Annotated in this window: 20 protein-coding genes; 6 read left to right on the top strand and 14 right to left on the bottom strand. The window is 50.4% G+C overall.

Going from position 1 to position 18,764, the window contains the following annotated elements:
* Nucleotides 1–29: 29 nt before the first annotated feature.
* The 5 genes from KNP79_RS12550 to KNP79_RS12530 all read right to left on the bottom strand — a co-directional run bounded on the left by KNP79_RS12550 (nucleotide 30) and on the right by KNP79_RS12530 (nucleotide 6,741).
* Entirely contained in the window at nucleotides 30–1,388 is a 1,359-nt protein-coding gene (locus tag KNP79_RS12550; RefSeq protein WP_305798056.1) for an alkaline phosphatase, read from the bottom strand.
* A 186-nt stretch (nucleotides 1,389–1,574) separates the two neighbouring features.
* Nucleotides 1,575–2,225 carry a FusB/FusC family EF-G-binding protein gene (locus KNP79_RS12545; protein ID WP_214797342.1) on the bottom strand — a complete coding sequence of 217 codons (651 nt, stop codon included), beginning with the start codon at nucleotides 2,223–2,225 and terminating at the stop codon, nucleotides 1,575–1,577.
* A 132-nt stretch (nucleotides 2,226–2,357) separates the two neighbouring features.
* Entirely contained in the window at nucleotides 2,358–2,624 is a 267-nt protein-coding gene (locus tag KNP79_RS12540) for a CD3324 family protein (protein WP_214797341.1), read from the bottom strand.
* Between the two features lie 275 nt (nucleotides 2,625–2,899).
* Nucleotides 2,900–5,674: a glycoside hydrolase family 3 C-terminal domain-containing protein gene (locus KNP79_RS12535; RefSeq protein ID WP_215192611.1), complete on the bottom strand. Its 2,775-nt coding sequence runs from the start codon at nucleotides 5,672–5,674 to the stop codon at nucleotides 2,900–2,902.
* Entirely contained in the window at nucleotides 5,671–6,741 is a 1,071-nt protein-coding gene (locus KNP79_RS12530) for an alpha/beta hydrolase (protein ID WP_215192609.1), read from the bottom strand. Before KNP79_RS12530 ends, KNP79_RS12535 begins: the two co-directional genes overlap by 4 nt.
* 114 nt (nucleotides 6,742–6,855) lie before the next feature.
* Between KNP79_RS12530 and KNP79_RS12525 the strand changes: the two genes are divergently transcribed.
* A complete protein-coding gene (locus tag KNP79_RS12525; RefSeq protein WP_215192607.1) occupies nucleotides 6,856–7,218 on the top strand; it encodes a hypothetical protein in 363 nt (120 codons plus the stop codon).
* A 109-nt stretch (nucleotides 7,219–7,327) separates the two neighbouring features.
* Nucleotides 7,328–8,773: a DEAD/DEAH box helicase gene (locus KNP79_RS12520; protein ID WP_215192605.1), complete on the top strand. Its 1,446-nt coding sequence runs from the start codon at nucleotides 7,328–7,330 to the stop codon at nucleotides 8,771–8,773.
* A gap of 207 nt (nucleotides 8,774–8,980) precedes the next feature.
* Here the strand turns inward: KNP79_RS12520 and KNP79_RS12515 are convergent, their stop codons facing one another.
* Both KNP79_RS12515 and KNP79_RS12510 read right to left on the bottom strand, forming a co-directional pair.
* Nucleotides 8,981–9,409, bottom strand: coding sequence for a hypothetical protein (locus KNP79_RS12515; protein WP_034780350.1), 429 nt, complete (start codon nucleotides 9,407–9,409; stop codon nucleotides 8,981–8,983).
* 24 nt (nucleotides 9,410–9,433) lie between these two features.
* Nucleotides 9,434–10,627 (bottom strand): DUF4317 domain-containing protein, encoded by a 1,194-nt coding sequence (locus KNP79_RS12510; protein ID WP_034780348.1) that lies wholly within the window; start codon nucleotides 10,625–10,627, stop codon nucleotides 9,434–9,436.
* A gap of 255 nt (nucleotides 10,628–10,882) precedes the next feature.
* On the opposite strand from KNP79_RS12510, the gene KNP79_RS12505 reads away from it, so the two are divergent.
* Both KNP79_RS12505 and KNP79_RS12500 read left to right on the top strand, forming a co-directional pair.
* Nucleotides 10,883–11,515: an HNH endonuclease family protein gene (locus KNP79_RS12505; protein ID WP_214754504.1), complete on the top strand. Its 633-nt coding sequence runs from the start codon at nucleotides 10,883–10,885 to the stop codon at nucleotides 11,513–11,515.
* 19 nt (nucleotides 11,516–11,534) lie between these two features.
* Complete coding sequence (locus KNP79_RS12500; RefSeq protein ID WP_214754506.1) at nucleotides 11,535–11,777, top strand: hypothetical protein; 243 nt, start codon at nucleotides 11,535–11,537, stop codon at nucleotides 11,775–11,777.
* Nucleotides 11,778–11,806: 29 nt separating this feature from the next.
* Here the strand turns inward: KNP79_RS12500 and KNP79_RS12495 are convergent, their stop codons facing one another.
* The gene (locus KNP79_RS12495) at nucleotides 11,807–12,280 is read right to left on the bottom strand and encodes a peptide-methionine (S)-S-oxide reductase (protein WP_215192641.1); all 474 of its coding nucleotides are present in this window, start codon (nucleotides 12,278–12,280) and stop codon (nucleotides 11,807–11,809) included.
* Nucleotides 12,281–12,364: 84 nt separating this feature from the next.
* Between KNP79_RS12495 and KNP79_RS12490 the strand changes: the two genes are divergently transcribed.
* Nucleotides 12,365–12,628 carry a hypothetical protein gene (locus KNP79_RS12490; RefSeq protein WP_215192602.1) on the top strand — a complete coding sequence of 88 codons (264 nt, stop codon included), beginning with the start codon at nucleotides 12,365–12,367 and terminating at the stop codon, nucleotides 12,626–12,628.
* 143 nt (nucleotides 12,629–12,771) lie between these two features.
* On the opposite strand, the gene KNP79_RS12485 is transcribed toward KNP79_RS12490, so the two are convergent.
* From KNP79_RS12485 to KNP79_RS12465, 5 genes are all read right to left on the bottom strand, one after another.
* Complete coding sequence (locus KNP79_RS12485; RefSeq protein WP_251132963.1) at nucleotides 12,772–13,662, bottom strand: hypothetical protein; 891 nt, start codon at nucleotides 13,660–13,662, stop codon at nucleotides 12,772–12,774.
* A 30-nt stretch (nucleotides 13,663–13,692) separates the two neighbouring features.
* The gene (locus KNP79_RS12480) at nucleotides 13,693–15,144 is read right to left on the bottom strand and encodes an MBOAT family O-acyltransferase (protein WP_215192599.1); all 1,452 of its coding nucleotides are present in this window, start codon (nucleotides 15,142–15,144) and stop codon (nucleotides 13,693–13,695) included.
* Nucleotides 15,145–15,206: 62 nt separating this feature from the next.
* Nucleotides 15,207–16,613 (bottom strand): AMP-binding protein, encoded by a 1,407-nt coding sequence (locus KNP79_RS12475; RefSeq protein ID WP_215192597.1) that lies wholly within the window; start codon nucleotides 16,611–16,613, stop codon nucleotides 15,207–15,209.
* The gene (locus KNP79_RS12470; protein WP_131434376.1) at nucleotides 16,610–16,855 is read right to left on the bottom strand and encodes an acyl carrier protein; all 246 of its coding nucleotides are present in this window, start codon (nucleotides 16,853–16,855) and stop codon (nucleotides 16,610–16,612) included. The genes KNP79_RS12475 and KNP79_RS12470 overlap by 4 nt, the downstream gene beginning before the upstream one ends.
* A 213-nt stretch (nucleotides 16,856–17,068) precedes the next feature.
* Nucleotides 17,069–17,854 (bottom strand): nucleotidyltransferase domain-containing protein, encoded by a 786-nt coding sequence (locus tag KNP79_RS12465; RefSeq protein WP_215192595.1) that lies wholly within the window; start codon nucleotides 17,852–17,854, stop codon nucleotides 17,069–17,071.
* Nucleotides 17,855–17,929: 75 nt separating this feature from the next.
* Here KNP79_RS12465 and KNP79_RS12460 point away from each other — a divergent pair, with 75 nt between their 5' ends.
* Nucleotides 17,930–18,244 carry a hypothetical protein gene (locus tag KNP79_RS12460; RefSeq protein WP_215192593.1) on the top strand — a complete coding sequence of 105 codons (315 nt, stop codon included), beginning with the start codon at nucleotides 17,930–17,932 and terminating at the stop codon, nucleotides 18,242–18,244.
* A 24-nt stretch (nucleotides 18,245–18,268) separates the two neighbouring features.
* Here KNP79_RS12460 and KNP79_RS12455 read toward each other — a convergent pair whose 3' ends face one another.
* Nucleotides 18,269–18,607 carry a hypothetical protein gene (locus KNP79_RS12455; RefSeq protein WP_215192591.1) on the bottom strand — a complete coding sequence of 113 codons (339 nt, stop codon included), beginning with the start codon at nucleotides 18,605–18,607 and terminating at the stop codon, nucleotides 18,269–18,271.
* Nucleotides 18,608–18,764 lie beyond the last annotated feature (157 nt).

Here is an 18,764-nt window from a genome sequence, read left to right as displayed (position 1 = left end):
AACCTACCGCGCAGTCTGTAAATCCGTTCTTATTTTTTGATTTTCCCACGGTTCTCCAACAACTCAAAAATACGCTGTGCTTGATCCGTGTTATCGATCATGCCCGTGAACTGCTCTTTTTGAGGACCGTACGCATAGACCGGCACATCGTCCCCAGTGTGACCGTCCGTCGTCCAACCCGTTCCTGAGCGGACGTCGAAGATTTTTTCAATCGCATTGTCAATCTTCGTCACGTCTTTCGTTTCGGCAGCTTGCTGGACCGATTTGATTTCAGCATCCGTCAGCTCAAGGTCGATCCATTCGTTCAAGACGGTTTCCACATCTTTTCCTGCTTCAATCTGTTTTGCCATGAAGTCCGGTGTCCGCTTTGCAGCTTGAATCGCAGCCGGGTCCCAGTTATAGTTCCCGTCTGATCCGATCGAGAAGCCGCCGGTCGAATGGTCGGCCGTGACGATGACCAACGTCTCCCCGTTTTCTTTCGCAAAGTCTTCAACGACTTTGAATGCGTTCTCGAAGTCTTTCATTTCACTCATCGCGCCGACGACATCGTTGTCATGACCGGCCCAGTCGATTTGACTGCCTTCTACCATCAAGAAGAAACCGTCGCGGTCATCTTTCAACCGGTCGAGCGCCGACGTCGTCATATCGGCGAGACTTGGTTGGGTGTCATCGCGGTCAATCATCTTATCGAGACCGACCTCGGCGAACAAGCCGAGCACTTGTTCATTCTTGTCCTGCTTCATCTCTTCTGCCGATGTTACATAGCTATATCCATCTTGTTGAAACTGTTTCGCGATATTGCGGTCCGAGCGTTCGAAGAAGTCGGTCCCACCGCCTAGCATGACGTCAATTTTATGTTCCCCATTGATTAAATCATCATAATAATCGTTAGCGATGGCGTTCTCACTCTTGCGCTCTTCTTCGTGGGCACCGTACGAGGCCGGTGTCGCATGCGTGATTTCAGACGTGGCGACGATCCCGGTCGACATGCCGTTCTCTTTTGCCTGCTCGAGGACGGTTTTCACATCCGTCTTATCGTTATCGACCGCGATGGCATTGTTATACGTTTTGACACCGGCGCTCATCGCGGTGGCCGCTGCCGCCGAGTCTGTCACGTTCTCTTCTTCATCTTCAGGATACGTCGACTGTAGTCCGACCAAATGCGGATCGAACGCCGTCTGTGGCATGTCCACGCCTTCCGTGTCGTTCATGTAACGGAGTGCCGTCGTATATGGTACGCCCATCCCGTCCCCAATCATAAAGATGACGTTTTTTGCCTTGCCGTTCTTGCCGTCTTTCGCTTGTACCTCGGTCTCCTGTTGTTGCATCCCGATCAGCCCACCAAGTGCAAGTGTCGACGCGACCGCCAATGGAATCACTTTTTTCATCGATTTCTTCATTTCCTTAGTCCCTCCCGAATATGTATTGCGTTTCTAGACTTTTGTAGACTAAAGGAAATTTGTTAAGAAGCTTTTTCAACACCGAGTCAATCCTGTATAGGTTTTGTAAAGACAACAAAATGCGCTTGGTTTTAAGCTCCACAAAAAAGAATCGACGCATGGTCGATTCTCTGTTTACTCTTTTAACGCCGTTTCGACGAACGTCATCAAGGCGTCAAGATTCGTCATGTTCTCGTTGCATGAGGCACTGTCTGTACAAATATACGTCCCAATCGCTTTATAATAGTCAGGATTTTTCGCTTGTTTCGCTTTTGTGATGGTGACACAATACGAGACTTCTGCCAACTGGTTACAGAAGGCGCAAATATTTTTCTTCGCATTCGAGCTTGCCTTAAGCTCGATTCCCATGAGCTGATGGTCCTTCTCGCAAACGATATATTTCCGATTGGAGCGCAGGTCGTTCCAGCTCATATAAGATATCCGATTCACATTGAGATCATCTCGGTCTGGAAGTCTCAGTTTTTTCTGTTTGGGAAACATTTTTTTCACTTGCTGTACCGACACTTGCGGAAACGACCGGACGTGAGGTCTTAACTCATCTATAAACCCATCATAGGCTTCGTCAGTTTGTAACTTTGATACGTCCAACATGGCAAGCCGAGCTGGTGTCGCTTCAGGAAACAGAAAAGCAATTTTGGCATTTGCCAAATCGATGACGGCTTGTAACACGGAAGACGGTAAACTTTTCTTTCGACTATCTCGAATCGTCTCGACTTGCTCTCGAATGAAATTAAATTGGTGGTTCTCAATAAAACGCTCTTGCATATTCAGTCATCCTTTCTCAATCCTGACTCCTTTCAGTGTAAAGGATTTTGGACGACCCGATTGTACCGACTTTGAATTAGAACTGTTCTATACAAAAACGGTACAGTCGCAAAAAATGCGCTGTACCGCTAGTTACTGTGAAGAGTAGACGATTTTCCGAATGGTCGTGACCGCTAAATGATAGTCAGCGGCCAACTGCTCGACCCGAGTCCCCTTCGCAAAGGATGTTCGAATCGCTTCATTCCGTTTTTCAAGCAGCTGTTTCCCACCACTGACCGTTCCCCAGCGCTTCTTGTCTTGACCGGTCCGGGGAACGTAAAGTGTCTCCCCTTGGACGTATCGTTGAACTTCCTGAAGCAACTTCTCTGGAAGAATCTGTTGCGCATTTACGTACTTCATCTCTGCTCGCTCCTTATAAAAAATCCGACAATAAGGAAGCAAAGCCATTGTTGTAAAAGACTAGATTGCGATCAAATTAACCGTTCTGCCCCATGCAAATGATCGCCTTTGTGACAACTGGCTTTGCATGAGTGATTGAAGACTTAGAAAATCTCAAACGATTTTCCACGTATATGCGCCCCCCTTTCCAATCACAAGATGTTGACTTCATTATACAGAATAGCTCGTGATGTGTGAAAGGCGGCCAGACGTATACGATGAAGCGATCGGGCTCATCAGCCGTTTTTCATGCTGAACGAGTCGACGAGCGTGAACGTGATGTCTTTCACGTCGAGACCGCCGAGCGCGAAGTAGAGCTGCAAATAGTTGTGTTGGTTCAAGAAGAACACTTGCTTCGTCTGCGTCACCCATTCCCCGTCCGTGCCGTTGAACGTGAACGTCGGGCCCGGGATGTTGTTGGCGAACAACGTGACCGGCATCTGGGCGAGTTCGCCTGCGTCCGACTTCGCCGTGATCGTCACGTCGTATGTGCCCGTTTCATCGACTGAGACGGCAAAGACGTGCGTGTTCCCCGTCGACGTGTCGGCGTCACTCAGGCTGACGCTCTCCCCGTTTTCGAGATGGCGATACGCCACATCAAAGTCGATGGCTTGTCCGGCTTCCTCGTCGAGCCCGATCACCTCGACCGTCCCGTCGTGAATGCCGAGCTCGCGCTCCATCGCCGGTGACTGCAAAACGAAACGACAGATGTTCGCCGCACTACGGAGCAATTCACCGCGCGTGAGCGACCCGGCCGCGAGAGCCGCGCCCGTGTTGTCATCGAACGAGTTCGTGTCCGGACGGTCGACGACCATATACAAGTCGTTCTGCGACTGGACCATCGCCGCCGTGTTCTGACGGTTCGCCGGCTCGTCTTCATGGTGGTTCACTTTCGCCCACCAGTCGGTCATGACGATGCCGTCAAAGCCCCACTCGTCCCGGAGGATACGTGTGTTTTGGTCATAGAGTCCAGCCGTCCAGACGCCGTTGACGGCGCCATACGTCGTCATGATTGATGTCGCCTTGCCTTCTTTGACAGCCATCTCGAACCCTTTCAAGTAAATCTCACGCAGCGCCCGCTCCGAAACGATCGAGTCGATATCGTGACGGTGCGCCTCTTGGTTGTTGGCGCTGAAGTGTTTGAGCGTTCCCGTCACGCCGACGCGATGCATCCCATTCAATTGAGCGATCGCCATCTTACCGGTTACGTGGGGGTCTTCCGAGAAGTACTCGAAGTTCCGGCCGTTCAGCGGGTTGCGGTGGATGTTCATCCCAGGTCCGAGGAGCGTATCGACACGATTTTTCCGCATCTCGAGTCCGGTCATCTCGAACAGGTCTTCCACCAATTCGACGTTGAACGTCGAAGCGAGGAGCGTCCCGTTCGGAAGGGCGAATGCCTTCGTCCCGATGTCCATCCGGATGCCGGACGGGCCGTCCGCGCAACATGCTGCTGGGATGCCGAGGTCGTTCAAGCGATCCGATACCCCACCGAACGCGGCGGCCGTTCCCGGTGTCACGCGCGGCGAGTTCATCCCTTGTCCACGGACGATGCAGGCGAGGTCTTCATCCGTCAACTGATCGAGGAACGTCTCGAGTACGGCCTTGCCGGCGTAAACGTCCTTCAGTGTTAAGCCGTTGTCACCGACGTAGTCGCGCGAGAGCGGACGTTCGGCGAGATAGCGTGCCTCGACATCGACCGCACGGAGCGGCGTCGGCACGTATTCGACCAAATAGTCATTCTCACCGACGACCGGCTTGATGCGGTCGAACGGAGTGACCGGGGCCATGTTTTCACTGAGCGTTTCAATGACTTGAAGCGAATCTACATTATACGTAAATACAGGTCGCGCCGTGCGGACGTCCGTCCCGAGGTGAAGCTCGTATGTCCCGGCCTCGAGAACGAAGCTTGATACGTGCCCTGTCGCGCCGTTATCGTCATAGCTCGCGAAGTCCGTGACTGGGACGCTGAGTGTGAGCGTCGTCCGTTCCCCCGGTGCGAGTGTGTCCGTCTTATCGAAGGCGACGAGTGAACGAGCCGGGTTGCCGAGCGTGCCTTGTGGCTTCTCGACGTACAGCTGGACAACTTCTTTTCCTTCAACGGCGCCTGTGTTCGTCACATCGACGGTCACCGTGATCACGCCATCCTGTTCGCTCGCCGTCGCGACGTCGGTCGTGAACGTCGTATACGATAAGCCAAAGCCAAACGGATAGAGCACCGAATCTTTGGCGAACGTCTCGAAATAGCGGTACCCGACGTAGATGTCTTCTTGATAGATGCCCTTGTCCGCATGTCCGAAGTTTTTCGTCGATGGGTAGTCCTCAATCGATTTGGCAATCGTATCGGTCAACTTACCAGATGGCGTGACAGCACCCGTCAAGACGTCGACGAGCCCGGTCCCACCTTCCATTCCACCCTGCCACGTATAAAGGATTGCGCTCGGTTGGTGCGCCCAGTCCATGTCGATGATATTGCCGACGTTCAAAACGACGGCCGTTTTCGCGAATTGTTTGGACACTTTCTCGATCAACGCCTGCTCGATGTCCGTCAACAAATAGCTGCCCGGGTCGGCCGTGTTGTCTCGGTCTTCCCCCGCCGTACGGCCGATGAAGATGAGGGCCACGTCTGACTGCGCGGCCGCTTCCCGGACGAGCTCATCCGTCACTTCCATCTCTGGCTGCGACCACGGCTCACCGGCCCAACCGACACCCTGGTCGAACGGATTCGCCTCGACCCACGTCTCGTACGTCTCAAGAAGCGACGCGTTCAATTGAATGCCTTCTGTCGCCTGAAGCGCCTCGAGCGGACTCGTCACGTGCGAGACGTTGACCATCCCGCCTGATCCTGTGCCGCTCTTGTAGTAGTTGAATTGGCTGCGCCCGAACACAGAAACGGTCGTCCCCGATTGAATCGGAAGCGTCGCGTGTTCGTTCTTCAAAAGGACGGCCCCTTCTGCGACGGCTGTCCGCGCCAGTTGTTTATATGTATCCCAGTTCAATGTGTAAGTCTTCATCGTGTCATCTCCTTCATTCCATTTGCGATTTCGATCGTGCAGTCTTCGGCTTGCGGAAAGTCGCCGAGCTTGTCCATAAAGGCGTGGTCCATACCGCGATATTGAATCAGTCGCGTTGGTACGCCGTCGCGTGCGAGTTTACGCGCGTACGCCTCACCTTCGAGACGAAGGTAATCGTATTCGGCCGTGACAATCAAAGCAGGCGGTAAGCCGGTCACATCATCCGCGAACAACGGTGACACGAGCGGGTCGGTCAGCTCGGCCTTACCCTGTAAATAAAGCTGGTTGAAGAATCCTTCATTGTCAGCGAGCGCCCGGACGACTCCGCGAATCAAGTCGTGATGATGTTTGATTTCATAGCGGTCGAGCGTCCATTCATAGTCGTCTGTCGGAATCGAGCCCAGATTGACGACCGGATAAATGAGCGCCTGGAAACGAATCATGTTCGTCTCGTTCGATTGGTCGAGTAAGCAACACGCGGTCGCCAAGTTCCCACCGGCACTGTCGCCGGCGACCGCGATGTCGTCGCGTGACACTCTGAGGTCATCGGCACGCTCGTGCACCCATTCGAGCGCCCGGTAACAGTCGTTCAATCCGGCCGGAAACGGATGCTCCGGCGCGAGCCGGTAATCGACCGAGACGACGAGGGCGTTCGCTTTCTCGGCGAGCAGTTTACACGGGTTCTCGACCGTATCGAGCGTCCCGCCGAAGAAACCGCCGCCATGGAAGAACAGGATGGCCGGTAACGTCTCTTCCGTGCGCGGCCGATACAGGCGCGCCGGGATGTCGCCGTCAGCGCTCGGAATCAAAACGTGGTCTGTCGTGATGTCCATCGTCGTCACGTCACGGTTCGGCCAGCCCATGCTGGCACGGGCCGACGCCAAGTCGAATGACGTTTCTGGCTCGGTTGCGTCATACCCTTGGATGACGGCCAATACCCGCGGGTCGAGGTCACCGGTCACATCAGCGTCCGGGACGGGTTTGATGATTGTTTCGACGCCGTCTTGTAAGACGACCTCTCTTGTTCGACTCAACCTTATAACGAGTCCGTCTTGTTTGTTTGCCATGATTCGTTTTCACCCTTTCTTATACCTACACATAAATCTTATAAGGTGATGATTGCACCCTCATTCTTCCCATGCTACGTTTTAACGTAGATGAGTAAAGGAGCGTGTTCTATAATGTCTCGATGTGTACGTTGTCAAAAAAATCGTGAATGTGTTCAAACCGATGAATTTGGTCACTTTGGTGATCCGCTGAAGTCGTATTGTGCCGAATGTTTCGTCCATGAGGTGAAATCCGGTTTTCACCGGTACGAGATTGGTGACTGTACGGCCTGCCAACAACCTCTTGTCCTACAATATGATGATGAAGAAACGTTTTCGCTCGCCCAAGACGAAGGCTTGGTACACTATGTCTGTCCGGAGCTAAAGGCAGCTTTCCTCCAACAAAATGAGGTGGATATTGAGCGATTGTGGGATTCGCATGATGAACTCATTTTGTATATCATCCAGCCTGACCCGATGGAACCAGACTTTGGCTGAACCACTGCGATTCGCTTTCCTTCATGGATTCGGTCTATAATGGACTGTATTCAAATATGCTATTGAAATTTTCTGAAGCAGAAGTTTTCACTAAAGAATGAGGTTAATTATGAGTAAACAACAATTTTCTGACTATCGCCTAAGCGAAGATATCCAACGCGCACTAGGCATCATGAAATACGAATCACCGACCGAGGTCCAACAGAAAGTCATCCCGCTCGCACTCGAGCGTCAAGACTTGGTCGTCAAAGCCCAAACCGGGAGTGGTAAGACAGCGGCGTTCGGGATTCCGGTCACGGAACTCATCGAATGGGAAGAAAACAAGCCGCAAGTGCTGATTCTCACACCAACGCGCGAACTCGCCGTCCAAGTCCGTGAGGATATGACGAACATCGGTCGTTTCAAACGCATCAAGGCGACTGCCGTTTACGGCAAAGAACCGTTCTCGAAGCAGCGTGATGAATTGAAACAGAAGACGCACGTCGTCGTCGGGACACCGGGACGCGTCATGGATCACATCGAACGGGAGACGCTCGTCCTCGATAAAATCGATTACTTGATCATCGATGAGGCCGACGAGATGTTGAACCGCGGTTTCCTCGCTGACGTCGAGGCGATTCTTCAAGAATTGCCGCGCGACCGCGTGACGATGGTGTTCTCAGCGACGTTCCCGAACGACATCGAGCGTTTATGCCAAAAGCACATGAACGAACCAATCCGTGTGGCTATCGAATCGAGCGGTGTCACCGCTTCGACGATCGAACATGGCTTGATTGAAGTGCGCCGCGAAGACAAGCTCGCCGTACTGAAAGATTTGACGGTCGTCGAAAATCCAGACAGCTGCCTCATCTTCTGCCGGACGAAAGAACACGTCGACACGGTGTACAGCGAACTCGATCAAGCCGGTTACTCGTGTGAACGCCTCCACGGTGGCCTCGAGCAAGAAGACCGCTTCGCCGTCATGGAAGGCTTCAAGATGGGTAACTTCCGTTATCTCGTCGCGACCGACGTCGCAGCGCGCGGAATCGATGTCGATAACGTCAATCTCGTCATCAACTATGACGTGCCGATGGAAAAAGAGAGCTACGTGCACCGGACCGGACGCACAGGCCGTGCCGGCAACGCCGGAAAAGCGATCACGCTCGCGACGCCGCATGAAGGCAAGTTCGTTCGCGCCATCGAAGCGTTCATCAAGTTCGACATCCCGGAAATGGATGCACCGACTGAAACACAAGTCGCGCGCAACCAAGCCGCGTTCGAAGAGAAGTTGAGCGGACGACGCGTCGTTCGCAACAACAAGACGGCCCGCATCAACCAAGACATCATGAAGCTTCACTTCAGCGGCGGGAAGAAGAAAAAACTCCGCGCCATCGACTTCGTCGGTACAATCGCCAAAATTCCTGGTGTGACGGCAGACGATATCGGTATCATCACAATCAACGACCAAATGACGTACGTCGACATTTTGAACGGCAAAGGCTCACTCGTCCTTCAGGCGATGGAATCAACGCCAATCAAAGGGAAGAAGTTGAAAGTGAGCAAGGCGAAAAAATAATCATCTATCAGACCTCAACGCCTCTCCACATGGAGAAGGATTGAGGTTTTTTGTTGTCCTCACTCATACCGAAAGCGCTTTCGATAAATTTCAAAAAAATAAGACTTACCGAGAGAACGCTTTCAAGAGCATCATACCGATAACCGTTCCGAAATTCAACTATCCTCACGTGATTGACAAAAAAAGGCTCAGACGAATGTCTGAACCTTAGTCTTCCAAATGAAGAAAATCAAACTTATTTTCTTGGATTGAACTATGACTCGTCTGACGGATGTGCGTCCCATCCTCGACAACATACGTGTATTCCGCGTCCGGTTCTGTTGAGAACGTGACGAACAGCGTGTATGGGTTCATGCTCTCAAAGCCGTCCGTTCCGTAGGGGATGCTTTCAATCGTGACCGTCTCGTCCGGATAGCGCGACTCAAGATACGACTCAAGCGCTACGACGTCTCGATCAATCTGATGATTCATCCAATATGGGCGGACGAGGTAGAACACCCCATAGGTGATAACGTACGCAACGGCGAGCACTCGCATTGCACGCCGCCATTTCCCACGAAATAAAAAGGAAGTGGCGACAATCAACAAGAGGATGCCGATTGCCGTCATCCATTCAAAGATGTCTAAAGGGTGCACCCGCTCGCCTCCGTCCGTTTAAAGTCAGTCCAACAGTTCTTCCGAGATCAGCTTGAATCCTTCGATTTCCGTGTCCTCTTCTAGTTCGATTAACAAGCACCGTTTCCCTTTCACGTTCACTTGTCTCACGTACTTCAAGTCTTGTGGACTGATCGAGATATTGGCGACTTTCGTATTGATTTTAATCGACTTCGATGTGTATTTCGGGACGACACTGCTCGCCTTCATCTCGTATTGTCGGTCGTCGACGACTTGTTGGAACGCCGCCTCGACTTTCTCCGTCGTCACGTCCTCGACGCCGCTCGCTTTCAAGACAACCTCCACAGTGCGGGCGTCAATCATCGGCACGCTCTCTTCCTCGTCCTCGCGTTCTGCTTCGGCGAGAATCATCTGGTTGATTTCATCGTAAACGGTAGCGAGCGTCCCCACGTTCACTTCTTCGCCGATAACGGTTTTGACGACTTCTTCGAACATCGCCTTCTCTTCGACCGCCGTCACAATCTCGGTGCCATTCAAGACGTTCTCGATAAAGCCGAAGTCTGGTTGATGAGCCTTTTGCGCGGCGTACAAGATATGGTTGACGTCGGCCGCGTTGTCCGTGAAGCACGGGAACATAAAGCCGCCGATCGGGGCATCGAGTTTGATGACCGGATTGATGAAGATGTTCGACTTGAACTCCCGCTCGATATAGTCGAACACGAGCGACTGTTTCGGGAGCTCGGTCTGATTGATGCTGCATAGGATGAATCGTGACGTCCATACCTCGTCGCGCATGTCGATCTCCGTCTCCTCGGAATGACGACGCGTCGGCTTATTGTATTTGAAGCGGATGAACGTGACGACCATATCTTTCTCGAACGGCGCCTCCTGGACCATCTTGAGCGCGATCCGCTGCATCATACCGGCCCACTCTTCAATCTCGTCGGTCCGGAGCGCCTCATAGAGCAATGTCTGCGTATGGTCGGTCTGCCCAGCTTCCGGGTGCTGGAACTTCACTTCGAACAGCTTCTCGTCGATTTTGCCACCGAGCACTTTCTTGAAATTGGCGAGGAACAACTCTTGATGCTCCTGCTCGACGAACGGGAACGAGCGTAACTCCTCGTAAAAAATCTCGTTGCTGTCTTGGCGAATATAAATATTATAAATGTCAGCGATTTTGACCGCTTCCGCATTCAATTTGAAATGCTTCCGAATCGCCGCGATGTCTTTTTGATTCATGGCGTACCACTCCTTCGTCCTTTACTACAAACCGCCTTCATTATACCAATAGTTGGTGCCTACGCGTATGTCAGTAGTGCTAAAGCCGGGACGTCTGATGTCATGTATCATGTCCCTGACCTCAAGTTTTATAATCGTTAGATTCATTTTTCGTAAATTTGCGTATTTCTCACTTCCTTGCCATGTATATTCGAGGTGCATCGTGCGTTTACGATGCACCTCGTCCAGTCGTCATACATAATAGGAGGCACAAACATGCTTAAAAAATGCATCAGTTCGTTATTCGCCATCATCTTGGTCATCACAACGCTTCACTTCACGACGCCAACCGCTTCGGCGCTCCCACCAGGTATCCCATCTAAGTCAATGGCGTTATCTAAATTAAACGCCTTGACGGTGAAAAATGAAGGGTCGATGACCGGCTATAGTCGTGACTTGTTCCCCCATTGGAGCAGCCAAGGGAACGGGTGTAACACGCGGCACATCGTCTTGAAACGCGACGCCGACTCGGTCATCGATGAGTGTCCGGTCACCACCGGTAAGTGGTACAGTTACTATGACGGCATCACATTCACATCAGCGTCTGACATCGACATCGATCATGTCGTACCTTTGGCCGAAGCGTGGCGCTCAGGCGCAAGCAGCTGGACGACGACGAAGCGTCAAAGCTTCGCCAATGATTTGAATGGGCCGCAGCTCATCGCCGTCTCGGCCAGCTCGAACCGTTCGAAAGGGGACCAAGACCCGTCGACATGGCAGCCGCCACGTACCGGTGCGCGCTGTGCCTACGCGAAGATGTGGGTCGAGACGAAGAGCCGTTGGGGCCTCAGCCTCCAATCCACAGAAAAGACGGCCTTGCAAACGGCCATCAATGCTTGCATCTATTGAGTTTTGAAAGGAGTTCGCTATGAACCAGCACTCTTCAGTATTTAAAGCCTCCCACGGCGTCATGACCGAGGAAGTCGGCGTCATCAGTGGAGAACTTGAATTACGGACGACATGCCAGGAAGACGGCACGCTCGAGCTCGCCATCACGTACGTCGGGGCGGCCGAGTGGTATACGTTACCGGGGAAAGATTACAAACTGCATGACGTGCGTGACCACGAGGTCGTGCATCGCTTGCTCGTGAACGTCCTCGAGCGGGCGTAACAAATGAGCCGACACGGCATCGTGTCGGCTCATTGTTTGTACTTCTCTAATAACGTCTTCGGAATATGGCAGTAATCGTCCGGACATCGCTCGAGCCGGTCTTGATGCTCATCCGCGCTTCGGACGTAGTTCGTGAGCGGCAATACCTCGACCGCGATTCGGTCCGCGTCGCTTCGGTTGTCGATCAATGTGCGTGCGACTTCCAAATGGCGTGGGTCTGCGCTATAGACGCCGGTCCGATACTTTTCGCCGACATCGTCGCCTTGGCGATTGACGCTATACGGGTCGATGATTTCAAATAAGTAATTCATCAAACCCTCCATCGTGACGACGCTCGGATCGAACGTCGTTTTGACGCATTCGGCGTAGCCGTCATATGCTCCGTCAAGCATATCCGTCGCCCCGTTCGCCCGTCCGGCCTCTGTTTCGATGACACCGGGTAACGTCTTGATGAACGCTTGGACGCCCCAGAGGCAGCCACCTGCTAAATAAACGGTTTCGATCAGTCTCACTCCTTGTCTGTCAGGTTTAGGTAATTCTAGTTATACTATCGTTATACATGATTATATCCAAAAAGGAGCACCATTTTGAAAACAATCAGACTCGCTCTTCTTCTATCCGCAGCACTCCATGTGATTTATATTATCGCCACGTTTGGAATCGGCTTCATCCGCACGCTCAATTATGAACCCGACATCATCGCCGAGGCGGATAACGTCACCATGCTTCAAAACGAGGTGACCCTCGGGACGACTGGGTCGCCATTGATCTACGTCTTCACATGGATTGGCCTTGCCATCGTCCTAGCAATTGGGATGCTGACGGTTCAACGGATTCGCCAAACGCGTTAAGGAAGGATATTGTTTCAACAAATTAGCCAAATCGATATGCCGTATATGGTTTGAGGGTAACACACATGCGTTGATGAACGAGATTGTTTCGTAATAGGAGCAATATGAAAAAGGAAATCTACGCTGCTGTAGATTTCCTTTTCTTATAGATAGCCGAGTCGTTTCAAATCCTCATAGACGAGAGAAGATAGGAGCGTTCTCCCCTTCCCATTCAAATGGTCTGGATTATGAAAGTACTCACGCTGATGGATGAAGCGTTCGTCATCCATATAATTTAAGAACGGGACGTCCAACTCGAGCGAGGCCAGATGTTGATAAACGAGTCGGTCCATGACCGCTTGATCAAAATAGGCGTTGTAGAATGCGTGGACCGGCTCCATCGCCAACACGACGCGATAGCCTTTCACCTGACAATACGCGATGATTTCTTTCAATCGTTCCATATTCTGCTCGATGTCACGATTCTCCACAGCCTGTTTATACTGCGCTTCGACCATCTCGTATTTTCGTTCCGAATAATTCTGACCATTGTTCACCCACGGTTTATGAGACTCCCATCTGAAATCGCGAATCTCTCGTGACAGCGCCGTATACACGCTCCCACTGTTCAATGCAGGAATTGACGTGTACGTATAGTAATCAAACGTACTGACCGGTTCGATATCTTCCCGTTCCAACACCTGATAATAGTTTTCTTTCCGGGCAATCTCCGCATTGCTAAACGTGATTTGCGAGAGAGAGACGATGACGACCCCACCCGGACGCAGATGTTGGTCGTACTGTTTCAACATCTTCAAGTCGTATTCAATCGTTTGGCTCGGCAACGCTAAATCGAGATGCGACAGACCGAGCGGTTTGAACGCATAGCCGAACATCGCGTGCGACGTCCCTAGGTTGATAATGTCTAGCTCGGACGGGTCATCTTGGAACGCCAACACACCGCGGTTGTTATTGTACGCCCACGACTGTTTGACAAAGTCGTTGAGCGGAATCAACAAGAGCGCAACGATGATCAACACCAGTGAAATTTTCATCCATACACTTCTCATAGCCATTCCTTTCACTTAGAACCCACCGTAGATAAAGCCTTCACTCGACACGCCGAACACCAAGACCGACACAATCACGAACAGTTGAATCGCCACGTTCGTGAGAGCCGAACGCTCGGCCAACCAATCCCACGTCGATCCTTTCGTCCGTTCGATGTACTGAAACACCTGGACGGTCGTAAAGAAGAAAAGGAACACAAGTAAATCGAGTAACGAGAATAATTCAAGTGCCTTCAGCATGTCGACCGGTGCCCATGACGAAGGTGTCACATACAACCGGGCATGGTGAAACGCTTGGCCGACCGAGTCAGAGACGAAAAAGACGCGGGAGAAACAGACCAACTGGAACGTGACCGCAATCTTCAGCCATTTATGAAGCTCGGGCGTTCGGTCGAGTCGAACGAAGGACGCCATCTGTTCCCGCTGATGTTTCGTCGCATCCCCGAACACGCGGTACATACCATGAATCAGACCCCATAAGACGAAACTCCAGGCGGCCCCGTGCCAGATGCCGCTCACCAAAAATGTGATGACGATGGCGACATAGATTTGATACCGTTTCTTTTTCCCTTTGCAGAGCGGGATAAAGATATAATCCCGGAGCCACGTCGACAGCGAGATGTGCCATCGGTTCCAAAAGTCGGCGATTGATACCGCGAAATGAGGCTGTCGGAAATTCTCCGTCAACTTGATGCCAAATAGTCTCGCTGTCCCGATGGCGATGTCACTACAGGCTGAAAAGTCGGCATACAATTGAAGCGAGAACAGCATCGTCCCGAGCACGATTTCGGAGCCGGTCGGGTCTGGCTGACTGAACACGCTCGCGACCATCGGCGCCAACCGGTCGGCGATGAGCGTCTTCTTGAAGAAGCCCCAGGCAATCCGCTTCATCCCATAGCTGACATGTTCATAGTCGAACCGTTGCTCCGCCTTGAATTGAGGGAGTAATTTCTTGGCCCGCTCAATCGGTCCCGCCACTAGCTGCGGGAAGAAGGCGAAGTAAATCGAGAAATAGCCATAATGGCGCTCGGCCTTCAGTTTTCCGCGATACAGATCAACGAGATAGCTGATGGCCTGGAACGTATAAAACGAAATCGCGAGCGGCAAGACGATGTCTCGATACGGAATGTCATAGCTCCACCCCAGCGATGTCGCCATCGTGCGCAACGAGTCGTTCACGAAGTTAAAGTATTTGAACCAGCCGAGGAACAATACCAGGATGGAGACGCCGATCATCATGAGGCGTTTCTTCTGGCGCTTCTCGTCTTGTCGTTCAATCAGGAGTCCCGTGACGAACGTAAAGGCTGTACTCACGAGCAACAACGGGATGAATTGCATACTGAGAGTCGCATAAAACAAATAGCTGGCCGCCAGTAACAGTACCCATCGGAAGCGATGCGGTACCACGTAATATACCGCCACTAAAATGGCGAGAAACAGTAAAAACTCGATTGAAATAAACGTCATAGCTTCACCTGATTATTCTAAACTTATATTGCTTTCCACAAAGGCTGCACTCACTTGCTTGTTCAGGTGGTGACGAGCTCTCGTTTCGGTAATGCGGCATACAGAATCTTTCCGGATTCGTTCCGGGGAATGGCATCGATTCGTAGAATCGTGACCCCTCTTGTATGCATCATGTCCTTGATGACTTGTTTGATGGCGGCACGGTCGTCGTGCAACGTGTACACGTAAAGCTCATCATCGGTTCCCTTACAGACACAATCATGTCCGCGTGCTCGTAACAGGTCCTCCACTTCATCGAGGCTAATCCGGTTCCCATGCATCTTAATCATCCGCTTGATGCGGCCGACGATGAAGAAATAGCCGTCTTCATCCATATACGCCAAATCTCCTGTATAGAGGACGCCCTCGTTCTCATCTCCGCTCGCGAGATCGGACAACGCTTCGGCATAACCGAGCGACACGTTTGCTCCCTGATACACCAACTCACCGACGACGTTAGGCGCAGTGATCAGTTCACCTGTTTCCTGGCGAAGCGTCAATTCACCGCCTGGGATGGCGATACCGATGCTACCCGCCTTCTCCCGATTCTGGTCGGGAGGCAAATACGACATGCGTGCCGTCGCTTCCGTTTGACCATACATCGTGAAAAACTGAATGTTTTTTCGTTCGCAGATACCAGTAAACGCACTCGCTAAATCCGGATTCAATTTTCCGCCGGCTTGCGTCAGTTTCGTCAAACTCGGCAGCTCCATCGTCTCGAACTTGAGCCGTTGCAGCATCTCGTAGACGAACGGCACACCGCCGAACGTCGTCACATGCTGATTGCGGCATAACTGCCAAAATTCCTTCTGCATGACGGACGCTTCCGTCACGACGATGGTCGCCCCGGACACAAGGTGGCTGTTGAGAATGGAAAGACCATACGAGTAGTTCATCGGCAACGTCGTGATTGGACGGTCGTCCTCAGTAATATTTAAGTACGACACGATTGATACCGCGTTGTGAAACAGGTTGTCGTAGCTGAGCCGTACAAGCTTCGGACTGCCCGTACTACCGGACGTCGTCAACAGGAGCGCGAGCTCGTCATGCAGTTCATGCTCAATCACATGAGGACATTCAAATAGCGCATAGTCTCCATACCCGTAAGTCGTTTCCATCTCCTGCGCTAATTGATGATGCTCCCGATTCGCCCAAATGTGCGTCGGTCGGTAGCGGTCAATTAAGTTCTGCAGCTGTTCCGAATGAATCGCTGCATCCAACAGGAGCGGCACGATGCGTCCGCGCAGGAACCCGACGTAGCCGAAGATTGACTCTTTGGTGTTAGCACACAAAATGAAGACGAGTGTTCGATCGCCGACCTCACCCGCAATCGCGTCGGCCGCCTCAATCATCTCTTCGTACGAATACGCGCGATCCGCGTAGATGGCGGTACGCTCTCCATACTGCTCGATTGCATCGAAGCGCTTCATTGTCCGAAGTCCACACCCAAGCGTTTCAATAAGTCGATGCCAGACTGATACGTGTTGAAATCTGTGATCACATCGGAATCGAGATCGACGTCAAACGCGTCCTCGAGTTCTGCGATTAATGTCATATGGCCAATCGAATCCCACTCTTTCGTGACACCGAGCTTCATTTCTTCGAATGACGCGTCTGGCTCGACATCGAGTCCGTTGATAAAGGCTGTTTTATATAATTCGATATTGTTCATTGGATTAAATTCTCCCATTTCTTATTGATAATGATAATCATTTGCCATGTGATTTTATCACATCGGTTTTTTGACGGCAATACGACATCGGATAATCGATGGTAACCATTAAAAAACCAGCTATCTCTATTCGATAGCTGGTCCCTGGTGACTTTTCTAGTCATGCGATAGTTTTAAATAGATTTAGCATGTATCGTTGCACCCGAAAATCGTTCACCCCCAAACTTCTTGCAACGTATGTCGAAATAACTCGTTTAGTTGTGCCGTTGGATCATTTACTTGAACGTCCAGCGATTCCACATATACTTCAAAACGTTGAATTTCTCGTTCTACAAATTCGTTAATGACGGTAATCCGAGGTTCTAAATCAAACTCATCTCCGGCCAACTTTCGCTCTAATAATCGATCAATCGAATGCTTTAATTCACCATCTTTTAATGAATCCTCTAAAAGGACATGAAAACTAATCGGTGGTGCCGTATTATATTTTTCAATCCACTGACAAGCCAAAATCGGACGAAGCACGTAAAAATATTTTTTGATGCGGACTTCCCGTCCTTGCAAATATTCACGGTAGTTATTTTTAGCCATATTTAAGTAATGATGTAACATCGAGTTCGGATAAAAGACATCTGATTCTAGCGCTCGCATATTATCTATAAGCGTATACTGTTGATAGTAAACAATTTCACTTCTGAGCCATTCCAAGAGAGGGGGATTGTTCTTTCTAAATAGACGCAATGCTTTCGTGATTTCCCAACCACTGATGTCTAATAAATCGTTAATTGGCTCTTCAATTACATCACGCTTTTGTCCAATGCCTTGGGGATCGATGGCTAAATACCACTCAGGAAGATGAATGTAGATAAATCTAACATCATAATCGCTATCTTTTGAAGGGAATCCCCAGGCTCGGCTACCAGACTCAACCGCATATAGAATTTTCACACCGTACTTCGCTTCAATTTCTATTAATTTTTGTTGGATCATTGCATGCATTAAAGAGATCTCCTTTGTAATTTAGACGTTAGTTGTTTATCTATGTATGATTATAATGGAAATGGAGATGAGTCAATGACCTATATCTGCCCTGTCTGTGGATTTGATGGATTAGATGAACCTGCTTACAACGAATTTAACGATCCTTCATTTGACATTTGTTTATGTTGTCGATTTCAATTCGGAGATGATGATGACGTAGAAATTGAAGAAGGTTTGTTTATGCAACGGGAAGAGACACACACCAATTATCGAGAGGCATGGATTGAAAGCGGAGCTCCAATTTTTCAGACTGAATATTACCCAAAGCAATTCCAATTCGATGGTGCGGTAACGAGAGAACACTTGATTGAACAACTAAAAAATATTCGTATTTTTGAGGAACAATAAATATTCAATGGTCTAATGATGTTGTTAAAAAGACCACCTGTGATCCTCTGGTAAACATTCATCACACAGCAGTTTCCCTTCAAAAGTTGCTCCATTACATAAATGTAACAATGAATCATTTTTTTCTCTGTCTGTTGTCCATCGTCCACAAGTTGAGCATTGTCCACAATTCATTGAAACTGGATCCAAGACAACCGTAGAGCAACTTTCCCACTTCACACTCACTTCGCTCGTACCGATTTTGATTGTCTGGCCCTGACACAACTCGTTTGTGACTTGATCAATCATGCCAAAATCTTTGTGTACTTCAATTTCCTCTACTTCCACCAAAAAAGATACATTGATTAAAACTGTTTTTTTCAAAGTGAAACCTCCTTTCAAATATTCAATCCCTGCGAATTTTAATTAAAATAAGTGCTTGATTTTCAACGCTATAAAATCTTTTCAATATGATTAGCATTCGGTAGCCGAAAACATTTACCTGCACAAAAAGCGTCAAAGACAGAAGCTGCCTTTGACG

The organism is Exiguobacterium sp. s7, from assembly GCF_018618195.1.
Lineage (GTDB): Bacteria > Bacillota > Bacilli > Exiguobacteriales > Exiguobacteriaceae > Exiguobacterium > Exiguobacterium mexicanum_A.
Note: the sequence above shows the minus strand (reverse complement) of the source record. Positions and strands in the feature narration are given on the sequence as shown.

What these genes read in the sequence shown, in the direction of transcription:
- KNP79_RS12510 (WP_034780348.1), bottom strand. Translation starts at nt 10,627, where the DNA reads ATGAATCAAAAAGACATCGCGGCGATTCGGAAGCATTTCAAATTGAAT.
- KNP79_RS12550 (WP_305798056.1), bottom strand. Translation starts at nt 1,388, where the DNA reads ATGAAAAAAGTGATTCCATTGGCGGTCGCGTCGACACTTGCACTTGGT.
- KNP79_RS12545 (WP_214797342.1), bottom strand. Translation starts at nt 2,225, where the DNA reads ATGCAAGAGCGTTTTATTGAGAACCACCAATTTAATTTCATTCGAGAG.
- KNP79_RS12530 (WP_215192609.1), bottom strand. Translation starts at nt 6,741, where the DNA reads ATGGCAAACAAACAAGACGGACTCGTTATAAGGTTGAGTCGAACAAGA.
- KNP79_RS12470 (WP_131434376.1), bottom strand. Translation starts at nt 16,855, where the DNA reads ATGAACAATATCGAATTATATAAAACAGCCTTTATCAACGGACTCGAT.
- KNP79_RS12500 (WP_214754506.1), top strand. Translation starts at nt 11,535, where the DNA reads ATGAACCAGCACTCTTCAGTATTTAAAGCCTCCCACGGCGTCATGACC.
- KNP79_RS12505 (WP_214754504.1), top strand. Translation starts at nt 10,883, where the DNA reads ATGCTTAAAAAATGCATCAGTTCGTTATTCGCCATCATCTTGGTCATC.
- KNP79_RS12485 (WP_251132963.1), bottom strand. Translation starts at nt 13,662, where the DNA reads ATGAAAATTTCACTGGTGTTGATCATCGTTGCGCTCTTGTTGATTCCG.
- KNP79_RS12525 (WP_215192607.1), top strand. Translation starts at nt 6,856, where the DNA reads ATGTCTCGATGTGTACGTTGTCAAAAAAATCGTGAATGTGTTCAAACC.
- KNP79_RS12460 (WP_215192593.1), top strand. Translation starts at nt 17,930, where the DNA reads ATGACCTATATCTGCCCTGTCTGTGGATTTGATGGATTAGATGAACCT.
- KNP79_RS12520 (WP_215192605.1), top strand. Translation starts at nt 7,328, where the DNA reads ATGAGTAAACAACAATTTTCTGACTATCGCCTAAGCGAAGATATCCAA.
- KNP79_RS12535 (WP_215192611.1), bottom strand. Translation starts at nt 5,674, where the DNA reads ATGAAGACTTACACATTGAACTGGGATACATATAAACAACTGGCGCGG.
- KNP79_RS12480 (WP_215192599.1), bottom strand. Translation starts at nt 15,144, where the DNA reads ATGACGTTTATTTCAATCGAGTTTTTACTGTTTCTCGCCATTTTAGTG.
- KNP79_RS12540 (WP_214797341.1), bottom strand. Translation starts at nt 2,624, where the DNA reads ATGAAGTACGTAAATGCGCAACAGATTCTTCCAGAGAAGTTGCTTCAG.
- KNP79_RS12465 (WP_215192595.1), bottom strand. Translation starts at nt 17,854, where the DNA reads ATGCATGCAATGATCCAACAAAAATTAATAGAAATTGAAGCGAAGTAC.
- KNP79_RS12475 (WP_215192597.1), bottom strand. Translation starts at nt 16,613, where the DNA reads ATGAAGCGCTTCGATGCAATCGAGCAGTATGGAGAGCGTACCGCCATC.